At 28.2% G+C, this 25,636-nt stretch carries 29 protein-coding genes; 9 read left to right on the top strand and 20 right to left on the bottom strand.

Going from position 1 to position 25,636, the window contains the following annotated elements; translation table 11 throughout:
- Window positions 1-77: 77 nt before the first annotated feature.
- Together BQ2505_RS01650 and BQ2505_RS01645 are read right to left on the bottom strand one after the other, a co-directional pair.
- Window positions 78-947 carry an RluA family pseudouridine synthase gene (locus BQ2505_RS01650; RefSeq protein WP_074016077.1) on the bottom strand — a complete coding sequence of 290 codons (870 nt, stop codon included), beginning with the start codon at window positions 945-947 and terminating at the stop codon, window positions 78-80.
- A gap of 59 nt (window positions 948-1,006) precedes the next feature.
- Window positions 1,007-1,915 carry a PBECR4 domain-containing protein gene (locus BQ2505_RS01645; RefSeq protein WP_074016076.1) on the bottom strand — a complete coding sequence of 303 codons (909 nt, stop codon included), beginning with the start codon at window positions 1,913-1,915 and terminating at the stop codon, window positions 1,007-1,009.
- A gap of 635 nt (window positions 1,916-2,550) precedes the next feature.
- Here BQ2505_RS01645 and BQ2505_RS01640 point away from each other — a divergent pair.
- The 5 genes from BQ2505_RS01640 (at window position 2,551) to BQ2505_RS01620 (ending at window position 6,667) form a co-directional block, all read left to right on the top strand.
- Complete coding sequence (locus BQ2505_RS01640) at window positions 2,551-3,093, top strand: hypothetical protein (protein ID WP_074016075.1); 543 nt, start codon at window positions 2,551-2,553, stop codon at window positions 3,091-3,093.
- Window positions 3,094-3,343: 250 nt separating this feature from the next.
- A complete protein-coding gene (locus tag BQ2505_RS01635) occupies window positions 3,344-3,724 on the top strand; it encodes an acyl-CoA thioesterase (protein ID WP_074016074.1) in 381 nt (126 codons plus the stop codon).
- A 243-nt stretch (window positions 3,725-3,967) separates the two neighbouring features.
- Window positions 3,968-4,975 carry a type I glyceraldehyde-3-phosphate dehydrogenase gene (gene gap, locus BQ2505_RS01630; protein ID WP_074016073.1) on the top strand — a complete coding sequence of 336 codons (1,008 nt, stop codon included), beginning with the start codon at window positions 3,968-3,970 and terminating at the stop codon, window positions 4,973-4,975.
- A gap of 115 nt (window positions 4,976-5,090) precedes the next feature.
- Window positions 5,091-6,287 carry a phosphoglycerate kinase gene (locus BQ2505_RS01625; RefSeq protein WP_074016072.1) on the top strand — a complete coding sequence of 399 codons (1,197 nt, stop codon included), beginning with the start codon at window positions 5,091-5,093 and terminating at the stop codon, window positions 6,285-6,287.
- A gap of 14 nt (window positions 6,288-6,301) precedes the next feature.
- Window positions 6,302-6,667, top strand: a complete 366-nt coding sequence (locus BQ2505_RS01620; protein ID WP_074016071.1) for an FMN-binding protein — start codon at window positions 6,302-6,304, stop codon at window positions 6,665-6,667.
- A gap of 165 nt (window positions 6,668-6,832) precedes the next feature.
- On the opposite strand, the gene BQ2505_RS01615 is transcribed toward BQ2505_RS01620, so the two are convergent.
- The 10 genes from BQ2505_RS01615 to BQ2505_RS01570 all read right to left on the bottom strand — a co-directional run bounded on the left by BQ2505_RS01615 (window position 6,833) and on the right by BQ2505_RS01570 (window position 16,568).
- Window positions 6,833-8,041, bottom strand: a complete 1,209-nt coding sequence (locus BQ2505_RS01615; RefSeq protein ID WP_074016070.1) for an acetyl-CoA C-acetyltransferase — start codon at window positions 8,039-8,041, stop codon at window positions 6,833-6,835.
- Window positions 8,042-8,090: 49 nt separating this feature from the next.
- Entirely contained in the window at window positions 8,091-8,810 is a 720-nt protein-coding gene (gene fabG / locus BQ2505_RS01610) for a 3-oxoacyl-[acyl-carrier-protein] reductase (protein ID WP_074016069.1), read from the bottom strand.
- Window positions 8,811-8,976: 166 nt separating this feature from the next.
- Window positions 8,977-10,075, bottom strand: a protein-coding gene (gene prfB / locus BQ2505_RS01605; RefSeq protein WP_187367078.1) for a peptide chain release factor 2 whose coding sequence is annotated in 2 segments (ribosomal slippage) — window positions 8,977-10,002 and window positions 10,004-10,075 — 1,098 coding nt in all. Because the reading frame shifts where the segments join, the coding sequence is not laid out codon by codon here.
- 9 nt (window positions 10,076-10,084) lie between these two features.
- Complete coding sequence (gene acpS, locus BQ2505_RS01600) at window positions 10,085-10,453, bottom strand: holo-ACP synthase (RefSeq protein WP_074016067.1); 369 nt, start codon at window positions 10,451-10,453, stop codon at window positions 10,085-10,087.
- Window positions 10,450-11,208: a TatD family hydrolase gene (locus tag BQ2505_RS01595; RefSeq protein ID WP_074016066.1), complete on the bottom strand. Its 759-nt coding sequence runs from the start codon at window positions 11,206-11,208 to the stop codon at window positions 10,450-10,452. The genes acpS and BQ2505_RS01595 overlap by 4 nt, the downstream gene beginning before the upstream one ends.
- A 21-nt stretch (window positions 11,209-11,229) precedes the next feature.
- Entirely contained in the window at window positions 11,230-12,087 is an 858-nt protein-coding gene (locus BQ2505_RS01590) for an Hsp33 family molecular chaperone HslO (protein ID WP_074016065.1), read from the bottom strand.
- 1 nt (window position 12,088) lies between these two features.
- Window positions 12,089-12,610 (bottom strand): ComEA family DNA-binding protein, encoded by a 522-nt coding sequence (locus BQ2505_RS01585; RefSeq protein WP_074016064.1) that lies wholly within the window; start codon window positions 12,608-12,610, stop codon window positions 12,089-12,091.
- Between the two features lie 11 nt (window positions 12,611-12,621).
- Window positions 12,622-14,028: a coproporphyrinogen III oxidase gene (locus BQ2505_RS01580; protein WP_143403523.1), complete on the bottom strand. Its 1,407-nt coding sequence runs from the start codon at window positions 14,026-14,028 to the stop codon at window positions 12,622-12,624.
- A gap of 11 nt (window positions 14,029-14,039) precedes the next feature.
- Window positions 14,040-15,044 (bottom strand): type IV pilus twitching motility protein PilT, encoded by a 1,005-nt coding sequence (locus tag BQ2505_RS01575; RefSeq protein WP_074016062.1) that lies wholly within the window; start codon window positions 15,042-15,044, stop codon window positions 14,040-14,042.
- Between the two features lie 27 nt (window positions 15,045-15,071).
- Window positions 15,072-16,568, bottom strand: a complete 1,497-nt coding sequence (locus BQ2505_RS01570) for a YifB family Mg chelatase-like AAA ATPase (protein WP_074016061.1) — start codon at window positions 16,566-16,568, stop codon at window positions 15,072-15,074.
- A 72-nt stretch (window positions 16,569-16,640) separates the two neighbouring features.
- Between BQ2505_RS01570 and BQ2505_RS01565 the strand changes: the two genes are divergently transcribed.
- Window positions 16,641-17,192: a manganese efflux pump MntP gene (locus BQ2505_RS01565; RefSeq protein ID WP_074016060.1), complete on the top strand. Its 552-nt coding sequence runs from the start codon at window positions 16,641-16,643 to the stop codon at window positions 17,190-17,192.
- A gap of 70 nt (window positions 17,193-17,262) precedes the next feature.
- Window positions 17,263-17,388 carry a hypothetical protein gene (locus tag BQ2505_RS09005; RefSeq protein WP_262360265.1) on the top strand — a complete coding sequence of 42 codons (126 nt, stop codon included), beginning with the start codon at window positions 17,263-17,265 and terminating at the stop codon, window positions 17,386-17,388.
- Between the two features lie 148 nt (window positions 17,389-17,536).
- On the opposite strand, the gene nusB is transcribed toward BQ2505_RS09005, so the two are convergent.
- The 5 genes from nusB to BQ2505_RS01540 form a co-directional block, all read right to left on the bottom strand.
- Window positions 17,537-17,998, bottom strand: coding sequence for a transcription antitermination factor NusB (gene nusB / locus BQ2505_RS01560; protein WP_074016059.1), 462 nt, complete (start codon window positions 17,996-17,998; stop codon window positions 17,537-17,539).
- Window positions 17,999-18,001: 3 nt separating this feature from the next.
- Entirely contained in the window at window positions 18,002-18,226 is a 225-nt protein-coding gene (locus BQ2505_RS01555; RefSeq protein ID WP_074016058.1) for a DUF2273 domain-containing protein, read from the bottom strand.
- The gene (gene amaP / locus BQ2505_RS01550; protein WP_074016057.1) at window positions 18,227-18,799 is read right to left on the bottom strand and encodes an alkaline shock response membrane anchor protein AmaP; all 573 of its coding nucleotides are present in this window, start codon (window positions 18,797-18,799) and stop codon (window positions 18,227-18,229) included.
- A 15-nt stretch (window positions 18,800-18,814) separates the two neighbouring features.
- Window positions 18,815-19,183, bottom strand: a complete 369-nt coding sequence (locus BQ2505_RS01545; protein ID WP_074016056.1) for an Asp23/Gls24 family envelope stress response protein — start codon at window positions 19,181-19,183, stop codon at window positions 18,815-18,817.
- Window positions 19,184-19,290: 107 nt separating this feature from the next.
- On the bottom strand, window positions 19,291-19,950 hold the full coding sequence (locus BQ2505_RS01540) for an XRE family transcriptional regulator (protein WP_074016055.1): 660 nt from the start codon (window positions 19,948-19,950) through the stop codon (window positions 19,291-19,293).
- An 806-nt stretch (window positions 19,951-20,756) separates the two neighbouring features.
- On the opposite strand from BQ2505_RS01540, the gene BQ2505_RS01535 reads away from it, so the two are divergent.
- Window positions 20,757-21,503, top strand: a complete 747-nt coding sequence (locus tag BQ2505_RS01535) for an MIP/aquaporin family protein (protein ID WP_074016054.1) — start codon at window positions 20,757-20,759, stop codon at window positions 21,501-21,503.
- A gap of 127 nt (window positions 21,504-21,630) precedes the next feature.
- Window positions 21,631-23,130, top strand: a complete 1,500-nt coding sequence (glpK, locus tag BQ2505_RS01530; protein ID WP_074016053.1) for a glycerol kinase GlpK — start codon at window positions 21,631-21,633, stop codon at window positions 23,128-23,130.
- Window positions 23,131-23,167: 37 nt separating this feature from the next.
- Here glpK and BQ2505_RS01525 read toward each other — a convergent pair whose 3' ends face one another.
- From BQ2505_RS01525 to BQ2505_RS01515, 3 genes are read right to left on the bottom strand one after another with little or no spacing between them, the layout of a single operon-like run.
- On the bottom strand, window positions 23,168-23,881 hold the full coding sequence (locus tag BQ2505_RS01525) for an ABC transporter ATP-binding protein (RefSeq protein WP_074016052.1): 714 nt from the start codon (window positions 23,879-23,881) through the stop codon (window positions 23,168-23,170).
- Between the two features lie 4 nt (window positions 23,882-23,885).
- Entirely contained in the window at window positions 23,886-24,665 is a 780-nt protein-coding gene (locus BQ2505_RS01520; RefSeq protein ID WP_074016051.1) for an ABC transporter ATP-binding protein, read from the bottom strand.
- Window positions 24,655-25,635 (bottom strand): branched-chain amino acid ABC transporter permease, encoded by a 981-nt coding sequence (locus BQ2505_RS01515; protein ID WP_074016050.1) that lies wholly within the window; start codon window positions 25,633-25,635, stop codon window positions 24,655-24,657. The genes BQ2505_RS01520 and BQ2505_RS01515 overlap by 11 nt, the downstream gene beginning before the upstream one ends.
- Window position 25,636 lies beyond the last annotated feature (1 nt).

Here is a 25,636-nt window from a genome sequence, read left to right as displayed (position 1 = left end):
GTGTTTTCTGAGCTTGTAGAACTCATACGGCTTCAAGAGACTTTTCTTTTCTTCACTTCATTTCTTCAAATATAATTTTAAATATTTAAAATTTCTTTCATATCTTTAGGTATATCAATTTCAACAACTAAATCTTCTAAAGTTTTAGGATTTTGAAACTCTAATCTATATGCATGTAACATTTGCCTTTTAGCTAATTTCATATCTCCACCATAAAGTTCATCTCCCACAAGTGCATGACCTATAAGACTTAAATGTGCTCTTATTTGATGTGTTCTACCCGTATACAATCTAGCCTCAAGATAAGTAATATTTTTTTCAAAGTTTCTTTCTAAAACTTTAATATGAGTTTTAGCAGACTTCCCTCCATTTTCTTCAGAAAGTTCTATTCTTCTTAAGTCATCCCCAATTTTTCCAATAGGTATCTCAATAAAAAAATCATCTTTTTCTATTATTCCACCAACTATAACCTTATATGTTTTTTTTACTTCCGTCTTATCTTGTAAAAAAGCTTGAGTGTAGGCATTCTTAGCAATAATAATAAGCCCTGATGTGTTCATATCTAATCTATTGTAAAATCTAGGAACTAAAGTTTTCCCCACAGTTTTTTCAAAATAATTTACAACAGCATTAGCTAGTGTCTTATCTACTTTTTTTTGTGTAGGGTGAACAATTATATAGGGTTCTTTATTCACTATCAATAAATTTTCATCTTCGTAAGCAATGTCAAGTGGAATATCCATAGCTTTTATACCAGTACTTTTTTCTTTTTCAATTATAACAATTCTATTTAATTTTTTTATTTTCTTTGCATTATTTTTTATTCTTTTTCCATTCAAATAAATTTCTAAATTTCTTAGTCCTCTACTTGAATAGCCTTTTGTCTCTTTCAAATAAGTTCCTATTTCATATCCATCATATTCATGTTCAACAATATATTTTTTCATTTTTTCCTCTTATTTTATTATTATTATTATAAAGTTTTTATACTTCAATTTTTTTACTTTTATTTTTTACTAGATTTGATAGTTATAGTTTTCTCTTGTTTTAATGAAACAAAATTTTTTTCTATTTCCTCTGATATTTCTAAATCAATAACATTATAATAACCTATTGGAGTACTTTTATAAATTTTTTCTTCATCAAGATTAGAGTTATTTAAAGTTTTTAATTCAGCATTAATTTTTTTAGAAATACCTTGTTTGATTACATCATCTTTAGCTATCCACCTAAATTCTCCTTTTTTATGTTGAAAATTTTTTAAAATATTTCCTGTGAAACAATTATAATTTTCTAAATTTCTAAATTTATTTTTAATTTCATTAGAAATATTATGAATATTAGCTACTCTGAAAATAGTATTATAAACAGTCTCTTTTTCTAAAATATTTCTAAATCCAACAAGCAAAACTTTACCAATATATTTTCCTTTTCTTTCTGGAATATCATAAAATAATGATGAAGGAACGAATTTATTGTTACTCTCTTCTGTAATTCCTAAGGAGGTAGCTTTAAATTTACTATTATTTTTAGTAATAAAAGAATCTATAAAAAGCCAATTACTATTTCCTTTTTCAGGAGAAAATTTATAATAAATTGAAGGGGAATAAAAAATATTTTGTAAATCTGGAAAATATTTCAATTTAATTTTTGCAAAGTTTCCAATTTTAATATTAGATAAATTTAATCTCCCATTTTTAACAGCTTTATAAAAATTTTTAGCAGAACTCTCCTGATTATTTTTTATATATTCAACTCCTGTAAGATGTTTAAAATGTCCAGAATTAAACACTAATTTAAATTCTTTAAATACCCCTTGTTCTTCATAAACACATAAAAACTCTTTATTTAAAAAGTATTCTTCATATATTTTTTGAGCAAGACTTAATTTCTTTAAAACTATATTTCCCTGCATAGTTCCTCCGATAAATAAAGTCTCTTTACAGCCGTATGAGTTTATGAGCTCAATAAACACAAGCTCTTTGTACTAACAGGCGTCAAAGACTAATTTTGCTATTTAATTTTATACTTTCTTACAGAATAATAAAAGGCTACTTAATAAGTAGCCTCTTTGTCAAGTTTTTCAGTTGCCTGCCAACTAACTAGCCCTTATGTCTAGCATATCTCTTCAGGTTTTTCGGTTACCTGCCAACTAACTAGCCCTTATGTCTAGCATATCTCTTCAGGTTTTTCGGTTACCTGCCAACTAACTAGCCCTTATGTCTAGCATATCTCTTCAGGTTTTTCGGTTACCTGCCAACTAACTAGCCCTTATGTCTAGCATATCTCTTCAGGTTTTTCGGTTGCTTGACCAACACTAAATTATAAAACTTAATAACTATTTTTTATATTATAACAATAAAACGTTTTTTTTTCAATAATAATTCTACCTAAATTACAATTTAGAAAAATTGAATTATAAAAGTATAAAATATTGAATTTTATAGAGTTTTAATATATAATGAATTACTAAAAATAAAAAGATATGCTAAATATCTAAAAATTTATATAAAATTTTTTTAATAGCACTTAATAGTGCTAGGAGGATTTATGTTTAATTTTGAAAAAATTGATTCAATGGTAGATATAATAGAAAATAATAACATTCCTGAAAATAAATCTTTTAATGATTTTGCTATTGATTTCTATAGTGAGGTAAAATCTCTACCCCTTTCTAAATATTTAAAAACAACTGGAAAGGCTAAAAAAATGCCTAAAATTATGAATATGAAAAAAGCAGGTGAACTTGTATTATTCACCAGAGACGATGATGAAACTTTGAGTTTTCTTAAAAGAAAAGGCTATGGAGAAATCCCTGAGTTAGACTACAAATCCATAATGTTACTTAGAAAAATAGATCCTATTGATAATTGGAAAAAAATCATAGCTTTTCTTAATGGAGATAGATCAGTAGAAGAAATTAATTTATCTACAAGACCTGTACTATTTCCACAGGAAATTAAAAAATTAGAGGATTATATAAAAGATGAATTAAATTTAGATGATGAAAAATTTGAAGATTTTATGAAATATGCTGTTGAAATAATAAAAAACAAAGAACTTTTTAAGGCTTTAAGAAAATTAAGTAGGTAACTTTTTTATTCTATAAATAAAGTCTCTGACGTCCGTATTAGTTCGAAGAGCCTGTGTTTATTGAGCTCGTAGAACTCATACGGCTGTCAAGAGACTAATTTTCATATTAAATTTATACTTTCCTATATAATAAAAAAGTTATACAAATGTATAAAATTGAATAGTAACATTTGTCTCTGATGTTAGTCTATGGAGCTTGTAAAGCTCATATAAGTATCAAGAGACTTGATTTATATGAAATGGAGGGAAAATGTTCAAATATACTTACACAATAAAAAAGGAAGATATTAACCTAGGAAATCATGTTGGTAATGAGAGAGCTTTGCTTTTTTTTCAATGGGCTAGAGAAAAGTTTTTTGAAAGCTTAAATTTAAGTGAACTTAATATTGGTGAAGATGCTGGAGTTATTCAGACAGATGCTTATGTACAATATAAAAAGCAACTTTTTTTGGATCAAACAATAGAGGTAATCATAGAAAATGTAAGAGTAGAAGGATTAAAAATAATATTTGAATATAAAGTAATGGAAAATAATGAGATTTGTATCCAAGGTTCAACAACTCTACTTGCTTACGATTATTCAAAACAAAAAGTGAGAAAAGTTCCAAAAAATTTTTTGGAGTTGATATAACAAAATAAAAGATAAAAAAATAATCTATTTTACGATAAAAATATGTCCATCTAAAATTTGACATATAGCTAAGAAAAGTATATATTTAGTATATATCTACAGGAAAGTATAAATTTAAATAAAACAAAATTTACCCGTAAACTCATACGGCTATTAAAAAGAATTTATTTACTAAATAAAATGCTTAGAAATCGTGTTATGATATTAAAAGATAAAAAATATAAATATTTTAGGAGGTTACAAATGGCAGTAAAAGTTGCAATTAATGGTTTTGGAAGAATAGGAAGATTGGCTCTTAGAGTTATGAGTAAAAATAAAGATTTTGATGTTGTTGCTATCAACGACTTAACAGATGCTAAAACTCTAGCTCATCTTTTTAAATATGACTCAGCACAAGGAAGATTTGATGGAACTATCGAAGTTAACGACAATGGTTTCGTAGTAAACGGAGATAGCATAAAAGTTTTTGCTAAATCTAATCCTGAAGAATTACCTTGGGGAGAATTAGGAGTAGATGTTGTTCTTGAATGTACAGGTTTCTTTACAAGTAAAGAAAAAGCAGAAGCTCATATAAAAGCAGGAGCTAAGAAAGTAGTTATTTCTGCACCAGCTACTGGAGATTTAAAAACTATAGTTTATAATGTAAATGACAATGTATTAGATGGAACTGAAACTGTTATATCAGGAGCTTCTTGTACAACAAACTGTCTTGCTCCAATGGCAAAAGTTTTAAATGATAAATTTGGAATAGTTGAAGGATTAATGACAACTATTCATGCTTATACAAACGATCAAAATACTCTAGATGCACCTCATAAAAAAGGAGATTTAAGAAGAGCAAGAGCTGCTGCTGAAAATATAGTTCCTAATACAACTGGAGCTGCAAAAGCAATCGGACTTGTTATTCCTGAATTAAAAGGAAAATTAGATGGAGCTGCTCAAAGAGTTCCTGTAATAACTGGTTCAATCACAGAACTTGTAACAGTTTTAGAAAAAGAAGCTACTGTTGAAGAAATTAACGCTGCTATGAAAGCTGCAAGTAACGAATCATTCGGATACACTGAAGAAGAACTAGTATCAAGTGATGTTATTGGAATTAGTTTTGGTTCATTATTTGATGCGACTCAAACTAGAGTTCTATCAGTTGGAGGAAAACAATTAGTTAAAACTGTTGCTTGGTATGACAATGAAATGTCTTATACTTCTCAACTTATAAGAACATTAAAGAAATTTGTTGAAATTTCTAAATAAGAAAGTCCATTAAAAATAAAAATAGAGACTTTATTTTTAAAATAGAATATTAGCAATTAAATAGTGGAACATTAATTTGTTCCACTTTTTTAAAAATAAAAATTAGGAGAGAAGTATGAAAAAAATAATAACTGATTTAGAATTAAATAATAAGAAAGTATTAATGAGAGTTGACTTCAATGTTCCAATGAAAAATGGAGTAATTACTGATGAAAATAGAATAATTCAAGCTTTACCTACAATAAAATATGCTTTAGAACAAAATGCTAAACTTATTTTATTCTCTCACTTAGGAAAAGTAAAAACTGAGGAAGATAAGGCTTCAAAAAGTTTAAAAGCTGTTGCTGAAAAACTATCAGAACATTTAGGAAAAACTGTTACTTTTATTCCTGAAACAAGAGGAGAAAAATTAGAATCTGCCATCAACAACTTAAAATCTGGTGAAGTTTTAATGTTTGAAAATACAAGATTTGAAGATTTAGATGGTAAAAAAGAATCTAAAAACGATGCTGAATTAGGTAAATATTGGGCAGCACTAGGAGATGTTTTTGTAAACGATGCTTTTGGAACTGCTCATAGAGCACATGCTTCTAATGTAGGTATTGCAGAAAATATTGGAAATGGAAACTCTGCTGTTGGTTTCTTAGTTGAAAAAGAATTAAAATTTATAGGAGAAGCTGTAAATAATCCAAAAAGACCTTTAATTGCAATTTTAGGTGGTGCTAAAGTATCAGATAAAATTGGTGTCATTGAAAATTTATTAACTAAAGCCGACAAAATTTTAATTGGAGGAGCTATGATGTTCACATTCTTCAAAGCTCAAGGTAAAAATATTGGAACTTCATTAGTTGAAGATGATAAATTAGATTTAGCAAAAGATTTATTAGCTAAAGCAAATGGTAAAATAGTTTTACCTGTGGATACTGTTGTAGCTGGAGAATTTAATAATGATGCTAAACATTCGACTGTTGATGTTGACAGCATTCCAGCTGATCAAATGGGACTTGATGTTGGAGAAAAAACTATAAAACTATTTGATAGTTATATAAAAACAGCTAAAACTGTTGTATGGAATGGACCTATGGGTGTTTTTGAAATGCCTAATTATGCCAAAGGAACTATTGGTGTTTGTGAATCTATAGCTAATCTTACTGATGCTGTTACTATAATAGGTGGAGGAGATTCTGCTGCTGCTGCTATTAGTTTAGGTTTTGCTGACAAATTTACTCACATCTCTACTGGTGGTGGAGCATCTCTTGAATTTTTAGAAGGAAAAGTTTTACCAGGTGTTGAAGCTATAGCAAATAAATAAGAAAGGATTTTTATATGAAAATTTTTAATTTGAAAAGTTTAATTGCTTTTTCTCTTTGTATTTTTAGTTCATTCTCTTTTTCTGAAGAAAAAATATACGAAGGAAAAGGAAAATCAATTGGTTTTAATGAAGATGGGATTCCCGTTGTTGTAACAATAAAAGCAACTAAAAATAATGGAAAAATTATTATAAAAGATATTACTGCTCAACATGAAGAAACTCCTAAATTAGGAGGGCCTGCTATCACAAAACTAATTTCTACTGCAAAAGAAACACAAAACTGTACTAACCTTGATAATATTGGAGGAGCTACTGTTTCTTCAGCAGCTTGTAAGAGAGCTTTAAAGCTTGCTATAAAAGATATTGAAAAGCAAAAATAGTATAATAACAAAAAAGCAAGTCAAAAATGACTTGCTTTTTTCATTCTATAGGAAAGTATAAAATTAAAGTCTCTGACGTCCGTATTAATTCGAAGAGCCTGTGTTCATTGAGCTCGTAGAACTCATACGGCTGTCAAGAGACTTTATTTATTTATAATTTAATTATTATTTTACATTTTTAAGTACAAGAGCTGTTCCCATTCCTCCACCTATACATAGAGAAGCAAGACCATATTCTACTCCAGTTTTCTTCATTTCATGAATTAAAGTAACTGTTATTCTGTTTCCTGATGCTCCAACTGGGTGTCCTAAAGCAATAGCTCCCCCATTTACATTTGTTTTATCTGTAAACCAATCAGCAGTTACACCATGTTCAGTACATAGTTCTCTGATAACTCCTAAAGATTGAGCTGCAAAAGCTTCATTTAATTCAATTATATTCATATCTTGTAATTTTAAATCTGCTTTCTTCAATGCTTTTCTTATTGCTGGAACTGGTCCCATACCCATTATTAATGGATCTACTCCACCTGTACCTGTTGAAACAATTTCAACTAATGGTTTTAAATTATATTTCTTTACAGCTTCTTCAGATGCAAGTAATAAGAAAGATGCTCCATCATTTAATCCTGAAGCATTTCCTGCTGTAACTGTTCCATCTTTTTTGAATGCTGGTTTTAATTTAGCTAATTTTTCTAAATCTGTTTTTCTATTTGGATATTCATCTGTATCAAATGTAATATCTCCTTTTTTATTAGGTATAATAACTGGAACTATTTCATCTTTAAATCTTCCAGAATCAACAGCTGCTATAGCTTTCTTTTGAGATTCATAAGCAAAAGCATCTTGTTCTTCTCTTGAAATGTTATATTTATCTGCTATATTTTCAGCAGTTATTCCCATATGAATATCATGATAAGCATCTGTTAAAGCATCTAAAATCATATGGTCTTTCATTTTAAGGTCAGCCATTTTGTGACCTCCTCTTATAGCTCCTGGAAGAATAAATCCAGCACCTGACATGCATTCAGTTCCTCCAGCGATAACTACATCAGATTCTCCAGCTTTAATGTTTGAATAAGCTGTGATAACAGATTTCATTCCACTTCCACAAATAATGTTTATAGAATATGCTGGAACTTCAAAAGGTATTCCTGCTTTTATTGCTACTTGTCTTCCTACTCCTTGAGCTTGTCCTGCACTTAAAACGTTTCCAACTATAACTTCATCTATAATAGCTGGATCTATTTTAGTTTCTTCTAATATATTTTTTACAACTAATGCTCCCATATCTCCTGGTTTTAAAGATGATAGAGAACCTAAGAAACTTCCAATAGGTGTTCTTTTTGCTGCCACTACATAAACTTTACTCATTATTTTCCTCCTCAAATTATTCAAAAATTTTATATAAAAAAATTATATACTATAACATTAATCCACCAGCAACAGATAAAACTTCTCCTGTTATAAATGAAGATTCATCACTTGCTAAGAATAATACTGCATTAGCTATATCTTCAACTTGTCCTAATCTTCCAAGTGGAGTAGCATCTAACATTCCTTTAATTACATCTTCAGGTAAAATATCTGTCATTGGAGTTTGAATAAATCCTGGTGCAATACAATTCGATCTAACACTTCTGCTTCCAAACTCTTTTGCCCAAGTTTTAGACATAGCAATTACTCCTCCCTTAGTTGCAGCATAGTTTGTTTGCCCTGGATTTCCGTGTAAACCTACAACAGAGGCCATATTAATAATAGATCCTTTTCTTGCTTTTAACATTGATTTTGATACTGCTTGTGTCATATTGAAAACACCTTTCAGGTTAACATCTATAACAGCATCCCATTGTTCTTCAGACATTCTCATAAGCAATCCATCTTTTGTTATTCCAGCATTATTTACAAGAACTTCAATTTTACCATATTCTTTTTCAACTTCATCTACAAAAGTTTTTATTGCTTCTCTATCAGTTACATTTAATATTTTGTGAACTACATTTGCTTGCTCATAAGAAGTTTCTCCCATATCACATGAAATCACCATTTTTGCTCCGTGAGCTGCAAGTTTTTCAACAATAGCTCTTCCTATTCCTCTTGCACTTCCCGTAACAAGAACTACTTTTCCTTCTAGTCTGTTCATTAAATCCTCCAATCATATTATCAATAAGTATATCTCCCCTTATAGAAGTATATTACATCTGTATTTCAATGTCAAGATAATAGACATTTTTGAATATTTAAAAAATTTATTTTTTACTTTCTTTAATTATAAATAATCAATTCTTAACAATTAATTTACAAAAGTATTATTTTTTTATCCATTTTAAGTAAGAGTTTATAAAATCATCTATACTTCCATCCATAACAGCCTTTACATTTCCAATTTCAGTATTTGTTCTATGATCTTTAACTAAAGCATAAGGTTGGAACACATAAGATCTTATTTGATTTCCCCAACCAATATCCGATTGTTCTCCTTGAATTTTTTTCATTTCTTCTTCTTTTTTCTTTAACTCTATTTCTAAAAGTTTTGATTTTAGCATTTTCATAGCAGTTTCTCTATTGCTAAGTTGAGATCTCTCTTTTTGACAGGTTACAACGACTCCTGTTGGAAAATGTGTTATTCTAACTGCTGAATCTGTCATATTAACATGCTGTCCCCCAGCTCCACTTGCTCTATAAGTATCTATTCTTATATCTGCTGAATTTATTTCTACTTCAACATTTTCATCAACTTCCGGTACAACTTCAACAGATGCAAAAGAAGTATGTCTCTTTTTATTGGCATCAAAAGGAGATATTCTAACAAGTCTATGAACCCCTTTTTCAGATTTTAAGTAACCATAAGCATTTATTCCTTCAACCAAAAAAGTTACTGACTTTACTCCAACACTATCCCCTGCCATAAAATCTAATTCTGATACTTTATATTTTTTTAAATTACACCATCTTAAATACATTCTATAAAGCATATCAGCCCAATCACAAGCTTCTGTTCCTCCTGCTCCAGAATGTATAGTCACGATGGCGTTGTTCATATCATATTCTCCATCTAACATTAAATCAATTTCAAATTCTTCTATATCTTTTTTTAAAATTTTGTGTTTTTCTATAAGTTCAACCTCAAAAGAATTTTCTCCACTTTCAACAAAATCAACTAGAACTTCTTCATCAGCAACCTCACTAGCTAAACTTTCATACTTTGAAACTATATTCTTTTCAAAATTCATATTTTTTATTATTTCAGAACTTTTTCTTTTATCAGACCAAAATCCATCTACAAAAGTTAATTTTTCTAGTTCTTTTATAGTATTCTTTCTCTTATCTAAGTCAAAGAGACCTCCTAATCTCTTCAGTTTTTTCTTTCATTTCTAAAAATTCTCTTTTAATTTCTAAAATATCCATTTAACCTCCTTAAAATAATATTGCCATTGCAGTGGCATACTTTTTAGAATGTGAAATTGAAATTTCAATTCTATAATCATTCTTTTTACTTTTTAAAATTTTATCCACTTTCTCAGATACAATAACATAGGGTTTTCCTAGATCATCGTTCAATATTTCTAAATCTAAAAGAGAAAACTCTCTAACTCCAGTACCAATGGCTTTAGATATAGCTTCTTTTACTGAAAAAATTCCTGCATAAGTTTCCACTCTATTTCCTCTTTTAATTATATTCTCAAGTTCTCTTTCTGTATAAACTTTATTTTTAAACCCCTCTTTTGATATTGCTTTTTCTATTCTTTCTATTTCAATAATATCATTACCAATACCTATTATCATATCATTCTATATGCCTTTCTAGTATTTTCATTAGTTATTCTAACTACATCTTCATAACTCATATTCTTTAATTCAGCAATTTTTTTTGCAACTTCTTCTGTAAAGATAGGTTCATTTCTTTGACCTCTATATGGAGTAGGAGCCATATATGGACAATCAGTTTCTATGACTAATTTTTCTATAGGAATTTCTGAAACAACCTCAACTAATTTTCTTGCATTTTTAAATGTTAGCACTCCACCTATTCCTAAATAAAATCTGTCTACCATTCTTTTGGCTGTTTCAACAGAACCTGGATAACAATGTAAAATTCCAGTTATATCTGGAAATTCATTCAATATATTAATAGTATCTTCCATAGCTTCTCTTGTATGAATTACCACAGGTTTATTTAATTTTCTAGCAAGTCTTAACTGTCTTCTAAAAATCTCCCATTGTTCTTCCTTTGGTCTTGTCATCCAATGATAATCTAATCCAATTTCCCCTATTGCTAAAACCTTAGGATTTTTTGCAAGCTCCTCTAATTTCTTTTCAGCCTCATCACTGTATCCCTCTATCTCATCTGGATGAAACCCAATAGTTGCATAAACAAATGAATATTTATCTGCATATTCCACACCTTTTTCACTACTTTTAAGGTCAAATCCTATATTTACAACAAAATCTAATTTTTCCTCAACTCTTTTTAAAACCTCATCTCTATCTTCATCAAATTGACTCAAATTTAAATGAACATGTGAATCTATTATTTTCATTTTTCCTCTTTTCTGTTTTTATTAATTTTTTAAAATATCTGTAAAATCTTCTTCCTTAAATTTATATTTTTTACCACAAAATTGACATTCGGCTTGAATTTCTGGTTCTTCTTTAAAAATGTTAGTAAGTTCTTCTTTTCCCAATGTTATAATTCCTTTATAAAATCTATCTGAATTACAATCACAACTATATTTTACTTCTTTTTCTTCCAATATTTCATAGTCTTCAACTAAACTGTCATCTTCAGTTTCCATGTCATCATACAAAAGATTAGCTATTTGCTCTAAGCTCATTCCACCTTTCATAAGTTCGTTCATAGGTCTTATTGCCTGAATTTTTCTTTCTAATTTATCTATAAAATCTTCCTCTGCATTTGGTAGAAGTTGAACCATAAAAGCACCAGCACATAAAACTTTACCCTCATTTGTTATATCACTTGCAAAAGATATCACAGTTGGTATTTGTTCTGAGTCATAAAAATATGAACAAATATCATTAGCTAATTTTGTATAATCTATATTTGTTATACCAATATATGGTTCTTTTAAGCCCATATCTTTTATTATTCTCATCATTCCATGACCTAGCTCATTAGCATTTTCTTGATTTGTATTTGCTAGATATCCCTTAATACTTCCACTTGAATCTGTACTAACTACTATATTTTCTATATATCCCTCTGTATCAGTTCTTACTGTTAATTTATCTTCTCCTTTTAAAGTTGCTCCCATAAGTATAGCCAAAGTACAAAACTTGCTAAATATTTCTAAAGAAACATCATCATAGTTATGAATTTTTTGAGCTTCTTTTACTACATCTGTTGTGTCAGTTATAAAAAATCTAGCATTTTTACTTATTCCTCTTATTAATCTTGCCATTCTATCCCCCGTAATTAATATTATCTTTTAATTTTTCATATTTCTTTTTATCTATAACTTTTTTAAGTTCTATATTATTACTTATTCTATCATATTTATCCAAATATTTTCTTAATTCTTTTATTTCTTTTTTGCTAAATCCAAAATATTTTAGAGTTAAGTCATCAGCAGTATTAATGCTTAAATCTTTTCTTTTAGGTTCAGATGCAACTTTAAAAAATTTTTTTAATTTTTCATAAGTTGCTTGTCCTATTCCTTTTATATCTTTCAAATTCTCTATTTTTTCAAATCCACCGGTTATTTCTCTATATTCTAGAATTTTATTAACATAGCTACTAGCTACACCACGAGATAACATTTCTTGTTTTGTTGCTTTATTTATATCTAAATGTTCCTCCTTATCCTTTCTCATATCTTGAGAGCTCATTATTAATTTATAGTCATCTTTTGATAAATCTTCCGGAGTTGCATACAAATTAAAAAATGTTATAGTAAACACTAAAATCCCTATTATTTTTTTCATTTTTTCTCTCCCTATTTATATTTCTCAAACATCTCTATTTTCTCACTACATCTCTTATCCAGTTCTCTTATATATAAAGCTGGGTCTTTTGGGTTTACATATCTCTCAATATAGTCTATACCATTTCTTTCTTCAACCACAACTTTACTTATTCCTCCACCACCTAAAGCCATTGTATTTTGGTTTTCCTCAATCATTTCAATATTAAATATAGATTCTTTACCCTCTTTAGAATATCCTATATTTTCTCCCCACTCTATTATATTTTTTTGTCTATACATATAGTAAGGTTTCATATTTTTTTCTTTCACTATTTCTTCTATTTTTTCTTCAATTAAAGCTCTATCTATATTTTCTCTATCCTGACTTTCCTTAAATAATTTTGAAGCTCTTTTAAATGACAAACAATGGATAGTTAAGTTATCTATATCATACTTTTTAATTTCTTCTACTGTTGCAATAATTTCCTCAGTTGTTTCTTCTGGTAAACCGATTATGAAATCCATATTTACTATAAAGTTTAATTTTTTAGCTTCTTTATAAATTAAATCAAAGTTTTCTCTATTAAACTTTCTATTTACTCTTTTCAAAGTATCTAAATTAAAAGATTGTGGATTTAAACTAATTCTATCTACAGAATATTTTTTCAATATTCTTAATTTATCAATGTTAAGAGAATCTTCTCTCCCTGCTTCAAATGTAAACTCCTTAACTGTTGACATATCTATATTTTCTATAAATGTTTTTAACACTAAATCTAAATCTTTTTCATTTAAAGTGCTTGGTGTCCCTCCACCAAAATAGATAGAGGATATTTTTTTATCATATGTTTTTAAATATTTCCCCACAATTTCTATTTCTTTTAATAAAGCTAAAACAAAATCATCGTAAAATCTTCCAACTCCGCCATTTATTTCATATGAAGCAAAAGAACAATACTTACACTTAGTTGGACAAAAAGGAATCCCTACATATAAATTTATATATTTTTTATCCATTAGCTCTATTTCTTTTTTTACAACTGTCTCCATTAAATCTATTTTTTTATGTGTTACCATATAAAAATTTTTTAATATTTCTCTAGCTTCATCATAAGTACAAGAATTTACAAGTAACCTTCTTAATACTTTCGTTGGCCTTACTCCCATCAAAGAGCCCCAAGTATATTTAACTTCCATCAATTTTAAAAGACTTATCTTTGCCATTGTGAGAACTTGGTCTTCGATTTTGCTTCCTAAATTTTTATATTCAAATTCTATTTTTTTATTTAATTTTTCTATTTTTGTTTCTATTTTTATAATTTCTTTAGTTTCATACACTTCAAAAATTATCTCTTCATTTAATAAAGTGGGAAGCATTATTCGAGAAAACTCTTCAATACTTCTGGCATTTAATTCTTTATTTGATTTTATTAACAAATTTCTTCCTCTCATTCTAGTAATTTCTTATATTTTTCTTTTGTTATCATATTATTTTCAATTCCACTTTCAATTAAAACTGAAATTTGATTAAATTTATTGGTCAATATCAAATTTGATATAGCCTTAGTATTATTTAATATTTCAAAAATTGGTACTACTTTATTATTTTTATTTATTAATTCTTGTGAAAAAATAAATCTAAGCACAGATGATAACTGTTCTTTTACATAAGTTCTCTTATCTTCTGCCACCATAGATAACATTCTATTTATACTTTCAACTGTATTCATAGTATGTAAAGTTGAAAAAACTAAGTGTCCTGTTTCTGCCAATGTCAATACGGCTGACAAACTTTCTTCATCTCTAATTTCTCCAACCATCACAATATCTGGATCTTGTCTTAATGAGCTTTTTAAAGCTTTTCTAAAACTTTCTGTATCTTCTCCTATTTCTCTTTGAATAATTATAGATTTTTTATTTTTATATACATACTCTACAGGGTCTTCAATAGTTAAAATTTTATAACTATACTTTTCATTAAATTTTTCTATAATATTTGCAAGTGTTGTGGATTTCCCACTCCCAGTAATTCCTGTCACCAAAACTAATCCATCTTTTAAATTTAATATTTCCTCATCTAAAACTTTATTTATAAAATTTTCTTCTAAATTTACAGGCTTATTATTAATTATTCTAATTACCAAGCCTATTTTTCTCATAGATTCAAAAATACTAACTCTGTATCTATTATTATTTTTGTCAGTATAAGCAAAGTCCTTATCTACATATTCTTTTTTATCTGTACTTAAATGATTATTTTTATTGACACCTATATTATAGAGAATTTCATTATGGAAAATACTCCAAATATCAATGTCTTTTAAGATATCATTTTTAAATTTATCTGAAGAAATCAACTCTCCTTTTACCCTAAAATAAATTTTTTCGTTTTCTAAAATATGAATATCTGATGCTCCTATTCCTCTTCCATAAGTTAAAATTTCATCAAACATAATACACCCCTATTTTATCATATTTTTTTATTTTCTTCTGAAAGAAATTGCTTCCATCAAATGTTTTCTATTTATATTTTCTTCTCCATTTAAATCTGCAATAGTTCTTGCTATTTTTAGAATCTTATCAAAACTTCTTGCTGATACTTTCAATTTTTCTAAAACTGTAACTAAAAACTTTTTATCTTCTTCATCAATAGCACAATATTTTTTTAATTCATATTGATTAATCTTTGCATTTACTTTATTTTCACCATATCTTTTTCTTTGTATTTCTCTTGCCTTAATTACTCTTGCTTTTATATCCTTGCTTTTTTCTTCAATTTTCGAATTAACAAGTTCATCTTCACTTAGCCTTTTTATTTCTATTACTAAATCTATTCTATCCAATATCGGCCCAGATAATTTTTTCATATACTTTTCAACTTCATAACTTGAACACTTACAATTATCTTCAAAATACATACCACAAGGACAAGGATTTGAAGTTGCTACCAATAAGAAATTAGTTTTAAATTCCACTCTATACATAGCTCTAGTTATACTAACTATTCCATCTTCAAGAGGTTGTCTTAATGCTTCTAATACAGAACGATTAAATTCACTCATTTCATCTAAAATTAAAATTCCACCACTAGCCAAACTTATTTCACCGGGTAGAATTTTCTTACCTCCACCAACCATAGCAGCAAGTGTTGTACTATGATGTGGCATTCTTACTGGTCTTTTAGAAATTATAGGTTTTTTTTCATTCAATTCCCCTGCTATACTATGTATTTTAGTACTCTCTATAATTTCATCTTCTTCCATCTCAGGAAGTATACCTATCATTCTTTTAGCAAGCATTGATTTTCCAGAGCCAGGACTTCCTATTAACAATATATTATGACCCCCTGCAGCTGCTATTTCCATAGCTCTTTTTGCTAAATATTGACCTTTAACATCTGAAAAATCTAATATATCATCATCATATTTATCTTCTTGTATTTTTTCAAACTCTAATTTCTCTCCAGTATTCATGAAATTAACTACATCTGAAATATGTTTTACAGGAACTATTTCAACTCCATCTATAAGACTTGCTTCATTTCTATTTTCCCAAGGTATAATTACTCCCTTAAATTTCTTTTCTTTTGCAAGAATAACACTATTTATAACACCATTAACTCCCTTTACTGCTCCATCAAGAGAAAGTTCTCCAACAAAGATATAATTTTCTATAATTTTATTTGTATCTTTTAAAAGCTTCATAGTTAATATTATTCCAATAGCAATAGCTAAATCAAACTGAGCTCCTTCTTTTTTTATGCCTGCCGGAGATAAATTAACTACAATTTTCTGTGGTGTAATATCGTAATCTGAATTTTTTAATGCTGCTTTTACTCTGAATTTACTTTCTAAGATAGCTGTATCTCCCATTCCAACAATTGAAAACATAGGTAAACCCCTTGAAATATCTATCTCTACTTCAACTAAATATGTCTCTAAACCTAAATAACTACTGCTGAAAATTTTTTTATTCATAATTCAACTCCTATTATTTACTTTTTTTATAGAAAATGTTAAAATAAATGACTATATTTTTTGGAGGATAAAATGACTGCTTTTAATCTTTTTATGACAGCACTTGCTCTTGCAATGGACGCAATGTCTCTTGCTATTTATCAAGGTATTGCTTCAATAAATTCAAATAAAAAAATTAATTTTTTTAAAATATCTATAACTTTTGGACTTTTTCAATTTTTAATGGCTTTAATAGGTTCTATTTCTGGAAATTTATTTATCTACTATATTTCTACCTATTCAAAATACATTTCCTTTTTTATTTTCTTATTTTTAGGGCTTATGATGTTAAAAGAAGCTTTTAAAGGAGAAGATATGAAATACGATGAAAACACATTAGATTTTAAAACACTTTTCATCATGGGAATTGCAACTAGTCTTGATTCATTACTTGTAGGATTGACTCTTGCTATTTTACCCTTTCATCAAACTCTTCTGTATACAATCGAAATTGGAATTATAACTTTTATTATATCTGGTATTGGTTTTATATTAGGTAATAAAACAGGGGATTTCTTAGGAAATAAATCTCATTTTATTGGTGCTTTCTTACTTTTATTTATTGCTATAAAAACTATAGTTTAATATTTATATTGACAATAAAACTATTTAACTATATAATAATTTTATTATAAAATTAGAAAGAGGTAATACTATGAATACATGTAGAAACTTCAAGAGAGACGATTTTAATAGAATTTTAGAAAGAAAAATAACTAAAAAATTGATTACTACTGCAACTATTCTTGCTAGTATCGGTATTTTAAATAAAACATTTTAATGAATAAAGTCTCTTGACAGCCGTATGAGTTCTCCGAGCTCAATGAACATAGGATCTTTAAACTAATACGGACATCAGATACTGATTTTCATTATTTAATTTTATACTTTCCTATAAAGTAGAAAAAGGAACTAGTAAATAGTTCCTTTTATTTTTCTGCTTTAATAACTTTTGCTAGGACTCCATTTACAAATTCATATGCTTTAGTGTCTCCGTACTCTTTTGCTAATTCCACAGCTTCATTCACAGAAATTTCTGTTGGTACATCTTCTTCTAACAATTCATAAACTGATATTTTTAATAGAGTTCTCTCTACTAGTCCTATCCTATCTAAGCTCCAGTTCTCCATATTTTCTGAAATAATTTTTTCAATTTTTTCATTTTTTTCTTGTATTCCATTTATATATTTTTCTATAAAAGCTAATTCTTCTCCATTTAATTTAGGTCTAAGTTCCTCATCTCTAACTATATATTGGTCATAAATAACTTTAATTCTTTCTTTCGAATTTTCATCAGCTTCAACTTCAAAAATAATTTTAAAAAGTTCATCTCTAACTAGTCTTCTTCCACTCTTTGGCTTTCTTTCTACTTCATCAAAATTCTCACTCATCAATTAATCCTCTTTCAGCCTATTTATAATAGCTTTTTTTACTCTTTTTACAAAATTTGAGTCTGCTAATTTATACCCAATAAAAGCAAAAGCAAATATGATGATAGCCTTGAATAAACCGTAGCTAACAACAGTAAGTCCTACTATAAATCCCAGAATAGTTCCATAAACTTTTTTCCAATTATTAATAATTTTTTCAATTAAAATTTCTAAAATATTGTCTGGCATCTAAATATTCTCCTCTACATCACTATATTGTTTGTTGACTTCTTTTTCAACTTCTTTCTCTTTAATACCTAATTTAGATATATTTACTAGCACTTTGCTTACATCAACGCCAACATTTTCTGTTAATTCTTTTTTTACCATAGCTTGGACTTCTTCTATTTTAGCACTTATATTCAACTTAGCTAATAATTCAAATTTTATATAAACTAAAAATTTTTTCCCTTTTAATTCACTATTAACTTTTATTCCAGTTATATCAACATCTCTTCTCAATAAATCTGCAACATAATTATTGATAGTGTTTCTTGAAATTTTTAATGTCCCATTTTCAGTCTTTTTTTCATAGTCTTTTTTTCTTTCAAAAATAGAGAAAAATTTAATAAGACATATAAAAATATAAATAGTTGAAATAACCAATACAGCCATTTTAAATTCAAAAGCTGTTATTTCTTTTAAATCCAAAAATGGATTTTCAAATATAAATTGATTAGGTAAAAGTATATAATTTATACTAACAAGAGATATTAAAAATATACCTAGCCAAGCCAAAAGAAATATTAGTTTTTTAAACATATACACCACCCAAAATTAGTCTTCAAAATCTTCTGATGTTTCAACAGTTTCTTCGATTCTAACATTTTGGACATAGACATTTACTTCTACAACTTTTAACCCACTAAGTTTAGAAACTTCTTCTAAAACTGCTTTTTGAACTTCTTCTGCAACTTCAGGAATTCTGTATCCATATTTTATAACTAAATATACTTCTATGCTGCATTCAACTTCTCCAACTTCAACTTTTATACCATTAGTTGGTCTTTTTTTTCCTAATATTTTGCTAACTTCATCTACAACTCCACCAGCTAATTTATACACACCTTCAACATCTGCTGCTGCCTTTGCTGCTATAGTTTTTACCACATCATCTGCTATTCTTATATTTCCTAATTCTGACATAAAAACACCTCCATATTGTTTCAAAAAATAAGCATACTATAACTCAATAATTATAGTATATTTTAATTATATAAAATTTTTTCACATATAGCAATAGCTTTTTATTTCTACAATAATTTTTTCTTGGAGATTACTTCCACAACTCTTCCATTGACCCTAAAATATTCTTGCATATCTCCTGATATATCTATATCATCATATTCTGGATTGTCACTTTTTAAGCTTATAATTCCCAATTTTTCTTTAACTTCTAATCTTTTTATATATGTTTCATCATTATATGTGATTACATATATCTTATTTTTTACATATTCAAGATTATCTGGGTCAACCAAAGCAAATTGTCCATCTTCAAGTGTTGGATACATACTATTCCCTGTTATTTCTACAAAATAACTTCTTTTAGAAAAATTCCCTTTTAATACCGGCATATAATAGTCAGGGCTTTCCATATTTATATATCCTCTTCCTGCACTTGCTTTTCCATAAACAGGCAAATTTAAAATCTTATCATTTTCTATAACTTTTCCGGCATCTTCATTTTGAAACATTTTTGGTAATATTTCTTTCAAGTATTCTTTTTTTAATTTTGATTTTTCTTCAGGATAAATATCTACAATTTTTTCAATAAATGTTTTTGAAATAGGAGCTGTCCCTTTTTCTATCTTATCTATAAAAGTAAAGTGTAGTTCCATTTTTTCTGCTAGACTTCTTAAACTATCTTTATTTTTTAATCTTATTTCTTTTAAAAACTTTCCAAAACTCATAAAAACCTCCAAAGAGTATACAATTTAATATACATTAATTATAACAAATTTTATTTTTTTTGTCTATATAAAAGTATACATTCTCATTCTCATTCTCATTTTATTTTTATTTTTCCTAAAATTACTATTTTGTACAATCAATAAAACACTTTAGCAGACATTCCTTTGAACTAATACGGACGTCAGAGACTAATAAACACTTAAATTTATACTTTTCTATAAAAAAATAAAAAAATTTTATTGACTTTGTATATAAAATATGATACAGTTATGTCAAATAGAAATGTAGATTATTTTATATACAAAAAGGAGATGTTTTATATGCATTGCTTAGAATTTAAAAGAAAATTTAATTTGTTAACTGATGATGAAATATTTTTTATATCTCAACTAACTTTAAAAGAAGCTATTAATTTTCTAAAATCAATATAATTCCATACTTACTTTTAATAATACAAAAATAATAGTATAAACAAGAAAGTAATTATAAATTGATAATTTTAATATTAATTTATAATTACTTTTTTTATTCTATAAGAAAATATAAAATTAAATAATTAAAATTAGTCTCTGACGTCCGTATTAGTTCGAAGAGCCTGTGTTTATTGAGCTCGTAGAACTCATACGGCTGTCAAGAGACTTTATTTATTTTACATAAATTATATAAGAAAGTATAAATACAAAAAACAAAAAAACTTTCAAATAAAATTTTATTTTTTTAAACTTTATGGTATAATAAAACTAACAAAACAAAAATAATTGTTTTTATTCTGAAATAAAACATATATTTTAAGGGAGGTCTTATTATGGTTTGTACAAGTATGAGTATGTATGTTGGAGAGTTTGTTGGAACAGCTTTACTTCTGCTCCTTGGAAACGGAACTAATATGACTTGTAGTTTAAAACACAGTTATGGAAAAGGTGCCGGTTGGATAACTATAACTTTTGGTTGGGGATTTGCAGTAATGATAGCTGCCTATGCTACCGGTTGGGTAAGTGGTGCTCATCTTAACCCAGCTTTAACAATTGGACTTGCCATGTCTGGAAGATTTGCCTGGTCTTTAGTCCCTGGATACATAATAGCACAGACTTTAGGAGGTATAGTCGGAGCAACCTTAGCCTATCTTGTTTATAAAGTCCAAATGGATGCTGAACCTGAAGCTGGAGTAAAATTAGGTGTTTTTTCTACAGGACCTTCTATAGATGCTCCTCTTTGGAATGTTGTTACTGAAATTATAGGAACTGCTATTCTTGTTGTTGGAATTTTAGCTATCGGGTATGGAGAAGTCGGAATTCAACCTGGAAATGGTCCTTTTATTGTTGGTTTACTTGTTGTCTTAGTTGGTATTGCTACAGGAGGTGCAACAGGTTATGCAATAAATCCCGCAAGAGACTTAGGACCTAGAATTGCTCATGCTATTTTACCTATAAAAGGAAAAGGAGATTCTAATTGGAAATATGCTTGGGTTCCTGTTGTTGCTCCAATCATAGGTGCAATACTTGGTGCATTTATATTCGACACATTCTTATCTATCGTTTGTGTTGCTATTTAAAATATTTTTTAATCATTTTTATGATAAAATTTTTATAAACTTTATATTATATAAATAATACACAAATTTTAATAATTTAATAATTTAATAATTTAATTTTTCATAATATATTTAAGGGGGCTTTTCTATGAAATATATAGTTGCATTAGACCAAGGAACTACTAGTTCAAGGGCTATTTTATTTGATGAAAAACAAAATATTGTTGGTGTTGCTCAAAAAGAATTTACTCAAATATATCCTAAAGAAGGTTGGGTAGAACATGATCCTATGGAAATTTGGGCTAGTCAAAGTGGAGTTTTGAGTGAGGTTATTGCTAGAGCCGGAATTAGTCAACATGATATCATAGCTTTAGGAATTACAAACCAAAGAGAAACAACTATAGTCTGGGATAAAAACACTGGAAAACCTGTTTATAATGCTATAGTTTGGCAATGTAGAAGAACTGCCAAAATTTGTGACGAATTAAAATCTATTGAAGGTTTTGATGAATATGTAAGAAATAATACAGGACTATTAGTTGATGCTTATTTCTCTGGAACTAAAATTAAATGGATTCTTGATAATGTTGAAGGTGCTAGAGAAAAAGCTGAAAAAGGAGAATTACTATTTGGAACTGTTGATACGTGGCTTATTTGGAAATTAACTAACGGAAAAGTTCATGCAACAGACTATACTAATGCTTCAAGAACTATGCTTTATAATATAAAAGAATTAAAATGGGATGAAAAAATACTAAAAACTCTAAATATTCCTAAAGCTCTATTACCTGAAGTTAAAGATTCAAGTGGAACTTTTGGATATGCTAACTTAGGTGGAAAGGGTGGACATAGAGTTCCTATATCTGGTGTTGCCGGTGACCAACAATCAGCTCTATTTGGTCAAACTTGTTTTGAACCTGGAGAATCAAAAAATACTTATGGAACAGGTTGTTTCTTATTAATGAATACTGGAGATAGATTTGTTAAAAGTAACAATGGCCTTATAACTACAATAGCTATCGGTCTTGATGGTAAAGTTCAATATGCCCTTGAAGGAAGTGTTTTTGTTGGAGGAGCTAGTGTACAATGGCTAAGAGATGAACTAAAATTAATCTCTGACTCTAAAGATACTGAATACTTTGCAAGAAAGGTTAAAGACAATGGTGGAGTTTATGTTGTTCCTGCTTTTGTTGGTTTAGGAGCACCTTATTGGGATATGTATGCAAGAGGAGCTATATTTGGTTTAACTCGTGGAGCTAATAAAAATCATATTATTAGAGCAACTTTAGAGTCAATAGCTTATCAAACTAAAGATGTTTTAAAAGCAATGGAAGAAGATTCTGGAATAAAACTAAATGGATTAAAAGTTGATGGTGGAGCTGCTGCTAACAACTTCTTAATGGAATTTCAAGCAGATATTTTAGGTGAAAAGGTAAAAAGACCTACAGTCCTAGAAACTACTGCCTTAGGTGCTGCATATCTTGCTGGTCTTGCTGTTGGATTCTGGGAAACTAAAGAAGAAATAAAAGCAAAATGGATTTTAGATAAAGAATTTTCTCCAAACATGAAAGAAGATGAAAGAACTAAAAAATATGCTGGTTGGAAAAAAGCAGTTGAAAGAACTAAAATGTGGGAAGAACAAGAATAGAATAAATAAGGCTGTTGCAAAGTGCAACAGCCTTTTTTTATCCTCCAAGATATGCTTTTTTTACACTATCATTATGTAACAAATCTGATGCTTTACCTTCTAGAGTAATTTTTCCAGTTTCTATTACATAAGCTCTATCTGAAATTGAAAGAGCCATTTTTGCATTTTGTTCAACAAGTAAAATTGTTGTCCCTTGATCTTTTAATTTTTTTATAACTTCAAAGATTTCTTTAACAAAAAGTGGAGACAATCCCATTGATGGTTCATCTAATATTAAAAGTTTAGGTCTACTCATCAAAGCTCTTCCCATAGCAAGCATCTGTTGTTCTCCACCAGATAATGTTCCTGCCATTTGATTCTTTCTTTCTGACATTCTAGGAAAAATTTTATATATTTCTGCTCTATCTTTTTCTTTATTTTCAGCTGTATCTTTAACTGTAAATTGTCCTAATTTTAAATTGTCTTTAACAGCTAACTGTGAAAATATTCTTCTTCCTTCTGGAACTTGAGCAATTCCAATTTTACATATGTTGTTAGCTTTTTCTTTTAACAAATCTTTTCCTTGAAAAGTAATAGAACCATTTTTAGGTTTTATAAGACCTGATATAGTTTGTAAAGTTGTCGTTTTCCCTGCTCCATTAGCTCCTATAATAGATACAACTTCACCTTCATTTATTTCAAGAGAAATTCCTTTTAAGGCATGTATATTATCATAATAAACATGTAAATTTTTTACTTCTAACATTGCCATTTTTTTAATCTCCCTCCTTACCTAAATATGCTTCTACAACTTGTGGATTATTAATAACTTCTCTAGGATTCCCACTTGCTAATATTGTTCCATGATTTAAAACAACTAATCTTTCACAAATTCCTAAAACTAATTGCATATCATGTTCTATAAGTAATACTGCTATTCCAAACTTATCTCTTATTAATTTTATGGTATTCATTAAATCTTCAGTTTCTTTAGGATTCATTCCTGCAGCTGGCTCGTCTAAAAGTAATATTTTAGGTTCTGTTGCCATTGCTCTAGCAATTTCAAGTTTTCTTTGTTCTCCATAAGGTAAATTACCAGCAGCTATATCTGCATACTTATCTAAATCAAATATTTTTAAAAGTTCCATAGCCTTATCTTTAGCTTCTTTTTCTTCTCTCCAAAAAGATGGAAAACGAAACATTCCTTTCAATACGCCATACTTCATACGAAAGTTATATGCAGCTATAACATTATCCACTACTGATAAATACTTAAAAAGTCTAATGTTTTGGAAAGTACGAGCAAGTCCTTTTTTTACAAGTTCAGATGTTGATGTTTTTATAACATTTTCTCCGTCTAAAGTATATTCTCCAGAACTTGCATTATATACACCTGTCAATATATTAAAGACAGTTGTCTTTCCTGCACCATTAGGCCCTATTAAGCCAATTAATTCTTTTGGTTTTATTTCTAAATTAAAATTATCAACTGCTTTTAATGCTCCAAAGCTAATTGAAATATCTTTAGCCACTAAAATTGGATTATTATTTTCCATTAGCTTCACCTCTTTTAATTTTTTTACTTAAGCAAGCAAGAACTTTACTAATTTGAAATTCTTCTCTTCCTAGTAAACCTTTTGGTCTAAATAACATCATTATTATTAATATAAGTGGATATACTATCATTCTGTATTCTGCAAAACTTCTTAAAACTTCTGGTAATATTGTCAAGACTATTGCCGAAACAATAGACCCTGTGAAACTTCCCATTCCTCCTAAGACTACCATAACTAAAATATTTATTGAATAGTTATAGTCAAATTGTTTTGCTCCTAAAATTCCTAAGTTATGAGCATAGATTCCACCAGCAATACCAGCAAATATAGCTGATAATACAAAAGCAAAAGTTTTATAATAAGTTGTATTTATTCCAGAAGCTCCACTTGCTATTTCATCTTCACGAATTGCAAGAACAGCTCTTCCATGTCTACTTGTCATTATAGAATACATAAATATTACCGAAATTATAGTTATAAAATATATAAGTGTAAAATTGTTAACTCTAGGTATTCCTGTTAGACCTTGAGCTCCTCCAGTAAATTTGAAATATTCTATTAAAACTCTTATAATTTCTCCAAATGCCAAAGTTATTATTGCAAGGTAGTCTCCTGTAAGTCTTAAAGCTGGAATTCCTATTACAAACCCTACTATTCCTGCTATCAAACCTCCAACAATCAAAGCTATAATATACCCAGGATACCCTGCAATTATACCAGATTTTGTTATAAGAGCTGCCGTATATGCTCCAATAGACATAAAACCAGCATGACCTAAAGTTATTTGCCCTAAACAACCTACTGTTATATTTAAACTAGCCGCTAAAATTACATTTATTAATATCAATATTAATATTCCTATTTGATATCTACTTATAAAACCTGAATTTATCAAAGAAAATAAGATAAAGTATAATCCTATAAGTAGCGCATATGTTGCTAAATAACTTAATTTTTTGTTCTTATCCATA

The organism is Fusobacterium massiliense, assembly GCF_900095705.1.
In the GTDB taxonomy this organism is placed as follows: Bacteria; Fusobacteriota; Fusobacteriia; order Fusobacteriales; family Fusobacteriaceae; genus Fusobacterium; species Fusobacterium massiliense.
The sequence above is the reverse complement of the archived record's forward strand: the minus strand, read 5'-3'. Positions and strand labels throughout refer to the sequence as shown.